This is a genomic window from Streptomyces sp. NPDC059900 (assembly GCF_050270335.1).
Taxonomy (GTDB): domain Bacteria; phylum Actinomycetota; class Actinomycetes; order Streptomycetales; family Streptomycetaceae; genus Streptomyces.
This window is the reverse complement of record NZ_JBNNJZ010000419.1, coordinates 1-7,178: the sequence shown is the minus strand read 5'-3', so window position 1 is coordinate 7,178 and position 7,178 is coordinate 1. Positions and strand designations below refer to the sequence as shown.

The following is a 7,178-nucleotide window of genomic DNA, read 5'->3' as shown; positions in this document are numbered from 1 at the left end:
CAGTTCGGCCAGGGCCGGGAAGCCGCTGCGCAGCGCGTCCTCGAAATGCTGCTCGGCGTCGTGCAGATAGAGCACGTCGATGCGGTCGGTGCCCAGGCGCGTCAGGGAGTCCTCGACGCTGCGTCGGATGCCGTCACGGGTGAAGTCCCACACCCGGCGGTGGGTGGCCGGGACGGCGAAGCTCTCGTCCATCCGCCCGGCGGGGTCCTGCGGGACCAGCAGCCGGCCGACCTTGGTCGACAGCGTGAACTCCGTCCGGGGCTTGTCGCGCAGCAACTGCCCGATGCGGCGCTCGGAGTGGCCGATGCCGTAGTGCGGTGACGTGTCGTAGTAGCGGATGCCGCCCGCCCAGGCCGTGTCCAGCGCCTCGGCGGCGGTGGTGTCGTCCAGGGGCGCGAACAGGCCGCCGAGCGGTCCGCCGCCGAAGCCCAGTTCGGTGATCTCCACGTTGCTGCGGCCGAGCCGGTGGGTGCGCGTGGTGTCCATGTTCCGTCCCGGGGTCGTCGAATGTGGAATCAGGAGTGCGGTCGGTGGAGGCTCCGCCCGGCCCGAAGCGGAATGCGGTGACAGGGGTCGGTCGTCACGCGAGTGCCTGCGTGATCTGGTACGTGGTCGCCTTGGCCACATGGGGGTTGACGTGGGCGTACGTGGTGTAGGCGTTCAACCCCGTGGCCAGGGCCCAGCCGCGGCCCCGGAGCCAGGTCGCCTCGTCGATGGCCAGAGCCTCGCGGAAGGCCGGGCGGGTCTTCTCGCCCAGCAGGGTGTAGGCGATCACCAGGTCGCACGACGGGTCGCCCACCCCCAGGCCCCCGAAGTCGATGACGGCGCTGAGCCGGCCCTCGACGGTCAGCAGATTGCCGACGTGGAGATCGCCGTGGAACCAGACCGGGTCGCGGTCCCAGTCGGCGGCCTCCATCGCCGCGTCCCACGCCGAGGTGAGCGCCTGCCGGTCGAACACCCCGTCAACGGCCTTGATGGCGGCGCGGGTCGAGGCGTCCCTGGCCCGCAGATCCTCGGACTCCAGGTCGGAGTGGGGGCCGGGGAGCAGCAGCGACGGCGGCGGCAGCTGCTGGAGGGCGGACAGGAACCCGGCCATTTCCACCGCCGTTCCCACCGAATCCGCCAGGCTGTCGTGGCGGGCGGCCTCCCCCGGCAGCCAGCGGGTGACCGACCACCGCCAGGGGTAGCCGAAGGCGGGTTCGCCGACCGCGACGGGTGAGGGGATGGGCAGGGGCAGGTGGCCGGCGAGGCGGGGCAGCCACCGCTGGTCCTTCTCCGCCTGGCCTGCCGCCCAGTCCCCGCGCGGCAGCCGCACCTGCAATTCCTCACCCAGCCGGAACAGGGCGTGGTCCGAGCCGCCCGGCACCACTGGGGTGAGGGGAAGACCGGCCCACCGCGGGAACTGATCGGCCAGAAGACGGCCGGCGAGGTCGGCGTCGGCGGCGGGTGTGGTCATCTATGTCTCACAGTGCTGTCGGTGACGTGGACATCGCTTGCACAACTCCCTTTTTGAAGCCTGGTGTTCGACTTCCACCGGCACTGCACGGCACGTGGCGTTTCCCGGCTCCGGGGAGCCTGGCGGACCACACCGTAGCCATCTCCACGCGCCGTGTCGTCTCCATTTGGCCGGGCGTATGCCCGAACCCTTCCGCGTGAGTCGCTGCGCTCCGTGGTCACCATCTGGTTACCCAGTCACCGAAAAGTGCGTTCTTCCACGTCAGCGGCCACTCTCCTATGGTTTCCCAGTAACCCCCGGAGACCACAAGGGTCTTGCCCGGGTGAACCGCGAGCCCGTGCGGGCTCCCGCGACAAGGAGACGGACAGCATGGCCATCACCCTGGTGAACCCCGACGGGCTGCCGAAGATCGACGCCTACCGTCAGGTGGCCGTCGCCACGGGATCGAAGCTGGTGTTCATCGCCGGGCAGGTGGCCTGGGACGCCGACGGCGCCACGGTCGGCGAAGGCGACCTCGCCGCTCAGGTCGAGCAGTGCTACCTCAACGTCGCCACCGCCCTGGCGGCCGCCGGAGGCTCCTTCTCCGACGTCGCGAAGCTGACCGTGTACGTCGTCGACTGGACCCCCGACAAGATGCCCCTCTTCGGCGAGGGAGTAGCCCGGGCCGCCGCGAAGCTGGGGGACACCCCGGTGCCGCCGGGCACGCTGGTGGGGGTGGCGGCACTGGACGTTCCCGAGCATCTGGTGGAGGTCGAGGCGACCGCGGTGATCGACTGATCTTCCCGCCGTCCCGGGGGCGTAACAAAATGATCTAGGGCCTTGGAACCGGTCGAACAGTTCAGTTGTAGTGGCCACATGAAGTACGGATCGGCAGGCGAACGCAGTAAGAGCTTCCGGCGGCGAGGGGGCCTCGGCCTGCTGGCCGCCGCGGTGGTGCTGGGCACCGCCACGGCCGCCCGCAACCAGGAGGTCCTCCGGCCGATCCCGGACAGCGCCTGTCGGCCGGCGGCATCGGCCGGTGCATCCGGGCCCGCAAGCCGGCTGGGCCTGCCCGCGCCCGACTTCAACGGCGACGGCCACCCCGACCTGGCCCTTGACGTACCGGCCGACAACGGCGATGTCTCCGAGACGGGCCGGATCACCCTGGTGTACGGCTCGGAGCAGGGCCCGCAGGCCAAGCACCGGACGGAGTTCACCCCCAAGGACTTCCGACTGCCCGAAGAAGACATGATGACCGGCGACCTGTACGTTCCGACCGTCGCCGACCTGGACGACGACGGTCACCCCGATCTCGTCGCGGGCGCCAGCGCCCATGTCCAGTGGGGCGGACCCGACGGCCCGGACCCCGGCAACCGGCCCGCCCGTGTCCGGCTTCCGCAGGTCGGAAAGGGTCACACCGCGCTCGACACCAACGGCAACGGTTCCTATACGGACCCGCCGGCGGCCGGAGACTTCGACGGCGACGGCCACACCGATCTGGCCACCTACCGCACCGGTCTGGAAGAGCGGCGCCTTGTCGTGCTGCACGGTCCGTTCAGCCGCACCGGAGAGCCCGCACGGACCAGCGAGCGTGCCGATCCGGACCCGCGGGGGACCGGTCGCGTGGTCGGCCTCCAGCTGATTGCCGCGGAGGTCACCGGCGACCGCGCCACCGACCTGCTCGTCCACGAACCCGGAGGCACGGGCGCGCCTTTGCTCCTGGCCGGCGGCGCGGACACCGCGACCGGGCTGCGCAAGGAGCCCGAGAAGCTGCCCGAGGGCGAGGACATCGCCGTCGGCGATTTCGACGGCGACCACCGGAGCGACATCGCCGTCGGCAACAGCGGCATCCCCGCGGACGAGGAACTGGAACCGGCCGACCGCAAGGGCAGGGTGACCATCCGCTACGGCAAGGCGCCGAACGCCCCCGTCGTCATCGAGGGCGGCACCCGCAAGGGCGGCTTCGGCATCGGCCTGATGGCCGCGGACCTCAACGGCGACGGCTGCGACGACCTCGCCGTCCAGCGCGCGGGCGACCGCTGGGGGTCCGACGACCGCGTCGACGTCCTGCGCGGCGGCTCCTCGCCCGGCCTCGGCTCCCAGCCGTGGAAGCACCTGCACCGCTCCCGTCCCGCGCCCGACCCCGATCCCTACGATCCGCAGCATTGGGCGGGCCAGCCGGTAGGCGCAGCCGATCTCGTCGGAGACGATCGCGAGGAACTGGTCCTGGCCACGGCCTACCAGGAGAACCTCGCCAAGGACTGGTGGATCATCGACGGCGCAGGAAAGGACGTGGCATCCTTCGATGCCGCAGACCTGGCACGCTAGGCCGCAACGCGGCCGAGGAGACGAGCTGTTGATGACATTCCGACTGCACATGGAGCAGGCGGTCCTGCGTGCCCTGGCCGATTTTCCCCGGGAACTGGCCTCGGAGATCTACGCGGTCACGTTCCGGATCGACAGCGTCGACCAGGACCCGAGGTTCCCGTACCTGGCGATCGGCTACACCACCGAGACGGAGGCGGCCCGGGCGCTCGCGCAGGGCGGCGGGTCAGAGCCCTGGGAGGCCCGCTGGCACTACGCCCACTTCCCGCCGTCGGGCCTTGAGGGCATCCGGGTCGCCGGCCACGATCCCGTACACGATCCGGTCGGCGCCGACCTGCACCGGCGCGAAGCGATGGCCCGGGGCCTCTGGTACGAGGACGACGGTGATGCGGACGGCGATGACGAGGGCGGTGGCGAGGGCGCGGAAAGCGGCCTCTCCGAGCAGGAGCAGGACGAGCGCGGCGAACAGCTCACCGAGCAGTTCAGCGAACTCTGTGTCGACCTCGCGCGCCGACTCCACACGGACGGACGGCTCCTCAGCACCTTCGGACGGCCCCTGCCCGTGATCCTCTACGACATGTTCGACCCCGAGGCAATGTTCGCGACGACCCGGGCCGCCAACCCGCCCGAACTGGTCACGGAGTTCCTCAGCGAGGACCCGGAAGGACAGCCGCTGGCCTGAGCCCGCTCATGCCCTGCCGCGGCATCTCAGCTCAGGGCGCCGCACCCAGGTCCACGCCGAGATCGTCCGTCTCCGTCCAGAACCCCTCGTCCGCGTCCTGGAGACGGGACGCGGCGTGCTTCATGTGGCGGCGTACGGCGCTGCGGGCCGCGTCCGCGTCGCCCGCCTCGATGGCGGCCAGGATCGCGTGGTGCTCCACCCGTACCGCCTCGATGAAGTCGTCGCGCCGTGCCTCGTTGGCCCGCGTGACGCGGATGCCGCTGCGCATGACCTCGCCCAGGTACCGCACGGTCGAGACCATCACGGTGTTGCCGATCGACTCCGCGATCGACTGATGGAACGCCAGGTCCTCGTCCACGCCGTCGCCGCCGGCCGCCACCGCCTCGTCGATCGCGGCCAGGGCCTGCCGCATCCGGGCGATGTCCTCCGGCGTGGCGCGGGCGGCCGCGAGCGAGGCCGCCTCGCCCTCCATGGCGCGGCGGACCTCCACGATCTGCAGGACCTTGGACTTGGTGCCGGAGGCCTCGGCCTCCAGGTCGAGCGGCCGGGTGCGCCGGGGCATGACGAACACGCCCCGGCCCTGTCGCGGTTCGACCAGACCCGCGCTGCGCAGCCGGGAGACCGCCTCGCGGATCACGGTGCGGCTGACGCCCAGTTGCTTGACCAACTCGACCTCGGTCGGCAGCTTGTCGCCCGCTGCCAGACGTCCGGACTCGATCTCCTCCGAGAGAATCGCGGCGACCCGGTCCGCGAGCCGTATGGGGCCACTCACCTTGGAGAACATGTTCGTCAGTCTATCCGTCAGGGCCCGATCGACCCGGTGGCGGGCAGGGCGGCGGACGTGACGGCTTCGGGGTGGTCCTCGACGTAGGCCCGGATGACCGACTCGAAGCTCTCGTCGGGCCGCAGGCCCAGCGCCGTGGCACGTGCGTTGTCGAAGACGGCGGGCCAGGAGCCGACGATGGCCTCGACGGCGGGGTCGGGCGACGGCGTCACCAGGTCGGCGACGGCGTCGCCCGCCACCCGGCGCAGCGTGGCGAGCATCTCGGCCACCGTGACCGTCAGCGCCGGCAGGTTGACCGGAAGCGCGCCTTCGAGGCCGCCGGGTCCGCGCTCGGCCTCGGTGATGCGCAGGATGCCCTCGACGGTGCGCCGCGGCGAGGCCAGGGCGACCCGCAGGCCGGGGCTGACCGGACAGGTGGCGGGCAGCCCGGCGAGGGGTTCGCGGACGATGCCGGACAGGAAGCCGGAGGCGGCCGCGTTGGGCTTGCCGGGGCGCACCGCGACGGTCATCAGGCGGGCCACGCGTCCGTCGACGAAGCCGCGGCGTGTGTACTCGGCGACCAGCTGCTCGCAGATGCGCTTCTGCACGCCGTAGCTGGACTGCGGGGTGGGCAGCGTCGACTCGCTGACCACGGGCGGCAGCGGCAGCGCGGCGTCCGAGCCGTAGACCGCGACGCTGCTGGAGAACAGCACGCGGGGCAGCGGACCGCCGGTGGCCGACTGGGCGCGGGCGGCTTCGAGCAGCGCGCGGGTGGTGTCCAGGTTGGCGCTCATGCCGAGGTCGAAGTCGGCCTCGCACTCGGAGGAGACGGCTGACGCCAGGTGGATCAGGACGTCCACCGGCTGCGCGAAGATCTCGTCGAGGCGCTCGCCCAGGTCGCCCCGGACGACGTCGACCAGCGGGTCAGCCGTCGCGGGCGCCTCGTCGGGCACGAACCGGTCGGCGAGGACCAGCCGGTCGACGGGTGCTCCGCACAGGGTGCGCTGCTTCAGCAGGGCGTCGGCGACCTGCCGTCCCAGGAAGCCGAAGCCTCCGGTGATGACGATCCTCATGCGCGTTCTCCTCGGTAGTTCTTGAGCCAGCCGAGCCCCTCGCTCGTACCGGCACGCGGGTGGTACTCGCAGCCGATCCACCCCTCGAAGCCCAGCTCGTCGACCACGTCGAACAGGTGGCGGATGTCGAGTTCGCCCCGGTCGGGTTCGTGGCGGTCGGGCACGCCCGCGATCTGCAGATGGGCGACGCGGCCGGTGGGCAGGTCGCGGCGCAGGGTCGTGGTGAGGTCGCCCTCCACGATCTGGCAGTGGTACAGGTCGAGTTGCACCTTGAGGTTCGGGGCGCCGATCTCCTGCACGATCGCGTGCGCCTCGGCCTGCCGGTGCAGGAAGTAGCCCGGCATGTCGCGGCCGTTGATCGGCTCGATCAGGAGGTCGACGCCGAGGGGTGCGGCCCGCTCGGCGGCGCGGGCCAGGTTCGCCAGGTAGGTCTCGCGGTGCGCGGCCCGCCGGTCGGGTGTCGTGTCCGGCGGGACGAGGCCCGCCATGACGTGGACCTGGTGGCAGCCGAGCGCGGTGGTGTGCTCCAGGGCCTGTTCGATCCCGGAGCGGAACTCGGCCTCGCGGCCGGGCAGAGAGGCGATGCCCCGCTCGCCCGACTCCCAGTCGCCGGGGGGCGCGTTGAACAGCACCTGCCGCAGGCCGTGGTCGTCCAGTCGGCGGCGCAGCTCACCGGCGTCGTAGGCGTAGGGGAAGAGGTATTCCACGGCTTCGAAGCCGTCCGCCGACGCCGCGGCGAAGCGGTCGGGGAAGTCGTGCTCGGCGTACATCATGGACAGGTTCGCGGCGAACCTCGGCATGCTTGCTCCCGGGTTGGGGCCGGGACCGGGCTCGGTCACCGGTTGACGACGTGCTTCTTGGTGGTCATTACGGCGCCGGCGCCGATGACCAGGCTCAGGG

The 7,178-nt window shown here is 71.6% G+C and carries 8 protein-coding genes; 3 read left to right on the top strand and 5 right to left on the bottom strand.

Annotated elements, in window-relative coordinates; genetic code table 11:
- Together ACQKIP_RS34675 and ACQKIP_RS34670 are read right to left on the bottom strand one after the other, a co-directional pair.
- Positions 1–486: aldo/keto reductase (locus ACQKIP_RS34675; RefSeq protein WP_427745052.1), on the bottom strand; the 486-nt coding region annotated here is incomplete at its 3' end.
- A 94-nt stretch (positions 487–580) separates the two neighbouring features.
- Positions 581–1,456 carry an aminoglycoside phosphotransferase family protein gene (locus tag ACQKIP_RS34670; protein ID WP_365856406.1) on the bottom strand — a complete coding sequence of 292 codons (876 nt, stop codon included), beginning with the start codon at positions 1,454–1,456 and terminating at the stop codon, positions 581–583.
- Positions 1,457–1,825: 369 nt separating this feature from the next.
- On the opposite strand from ACQKIP_RS34670, the gene ACQKIP_RS34665 reads away from it, so the two are divergent.
- The 3 genes from ACQKIP_RS34665 (at position 1,826) to ACQKIP_RS34655 (ending at position 4,442) form a co-directional block, all read left to right on the top strand.
- A complete protein-coding gene (locus ACQKIP_RS34665; RefSeq protein ID WP_365856408.1) occupies positions 1,826–2,233 on the top strand; it encodes a RidA family protein in 408 nt (135 codons plus the stop codon).
- A gap of 78 nt (positions 2,234–2,311) precedes the next feature.
- The gene (locus tag ACQKIP_RS34660; RefSeq protein ID WP_365856410.1) at positions 2,312–3,763 is read left to right on the top strand and encodes an FG-GAP repeat domain-containing protein; all 1,452 of its coding nucleotides are present in this window, start codon (positions 2,312–2,314) and stop codon (positions 3,761–3,763) included.
- 31 nt (positions 3,764–3,794) lie between these two features.
- Positions 3,795–4,442 carry a hypothetical protein gene (locus ACQKIP_RS34655; RefSeq protein WP_365856412.1) on the top strand — a complete coding sequence of 216 codons (648 nt, stop codon included), beginning with the start codon at positions 3,795–3,797 and terminating at the stop codon, positions 4,440–4,442.
- A 31-nt stretch (positions 4,443–4,473) separates the two neighbouring features.
- On the opposite strand, the gene ACQKIP_RS34650 is transcribed toward ACQKIP_RS34655, so the two are convergent.
- From ACQKIP_RS34650 to otnI, 3 genes are read right to left on the bottom strand one after another with little or no spacing between them, the layout of a single operon-like run.
- Entirely contained in the window at positions 4,474–5,226 is a 753-nt protein-coding gene (locus ACQKIP_RS34650) for a FadR/GntR family transcriptional regulator (RefSeq protein ID WP_365856414.1), read from the bottom strand.
- 17 nt (positions 5,227–5,243) lie between these two features.
- Positions 5,244–6,278, bottom strand: a complete 1,035-nt coding sequence (gene denD, locus ACQKIP_RS34645) for a D-erythronate dehydrogenase (RefSeq protein ID WP_365856416.1) — start codon at positions 6,276–6,278, stop codon at positions 5,244–5,246.
- Complete coding sequence (gene otnI, locus ACQKIP_RS34640) at positions 6,275–7,078, bottom strand: 2-oxo-tetronate isomerase (protein WP_365856418.1); 804 nt, start codon at positions 7,076–7,078, stop codon at positions 6,275–6,277. Before otnI ends, denD begins: the two co-directional genes overlap by 4 nt.
- Between the last annotated feature and the right edge of the window lie 100 nt (positions 7,079–7,178).

Excerpts from the sequence above, each read along its gene's own strand:
- otnI (WP_365856418.1), bottom strand. The coding sequence starts at position 7,078 with ATGCCGAGGTTCGCCGCGAACCTGTCCATGATGTACGCCGAGCACGAC.
- ACQKIP_RS34665 (WP_365856408.1), top strand. The coding sequence starts at position 1,826 with ATGGCCATCACCCTGGTGAACCCCGACGGGCTGCCGAAGATCGACGCC.
- ACQKIP_RS34655 (WP_365856412.1), top strand. The coding sequence starts at position 3,795 with ATGACATTCCGACTGCACATGGAGCAGGCGGTCCTGCGTGCCCTGGCC.
- ACQKIP_RS34660 (WP_365856410.1), top strand. The coding sequence starts at position 2,312 with ATGAAGTACGGATCGGCAGGCGAACGCAGTAAGAGCTTCCGGCGGCGA.
- ACQKIP_RS34650 (WP_365856414.1), bottom strand. The coding sequence starts at position 5,226 with ATGTTCTCCAAGGTGAGTGGCCCCATACGGCTCGCGGACCGGGTCGCC.
- denD (WP_365856416.1), bottom strand. The coding sequence starts at position 6,278 with ATGAGGATCGTCATCACCGGAGGCTTCGGCTTCCTGGGACGGCAGGTC.
- ACQKIP_RS34670 (WP_365856406.1), bottom strand. The coding sequence starts at position 1,456 with ATGACCACACCCGCCGCCGACGCCGACCTCGCCGGCCGTCTTCTGGCC.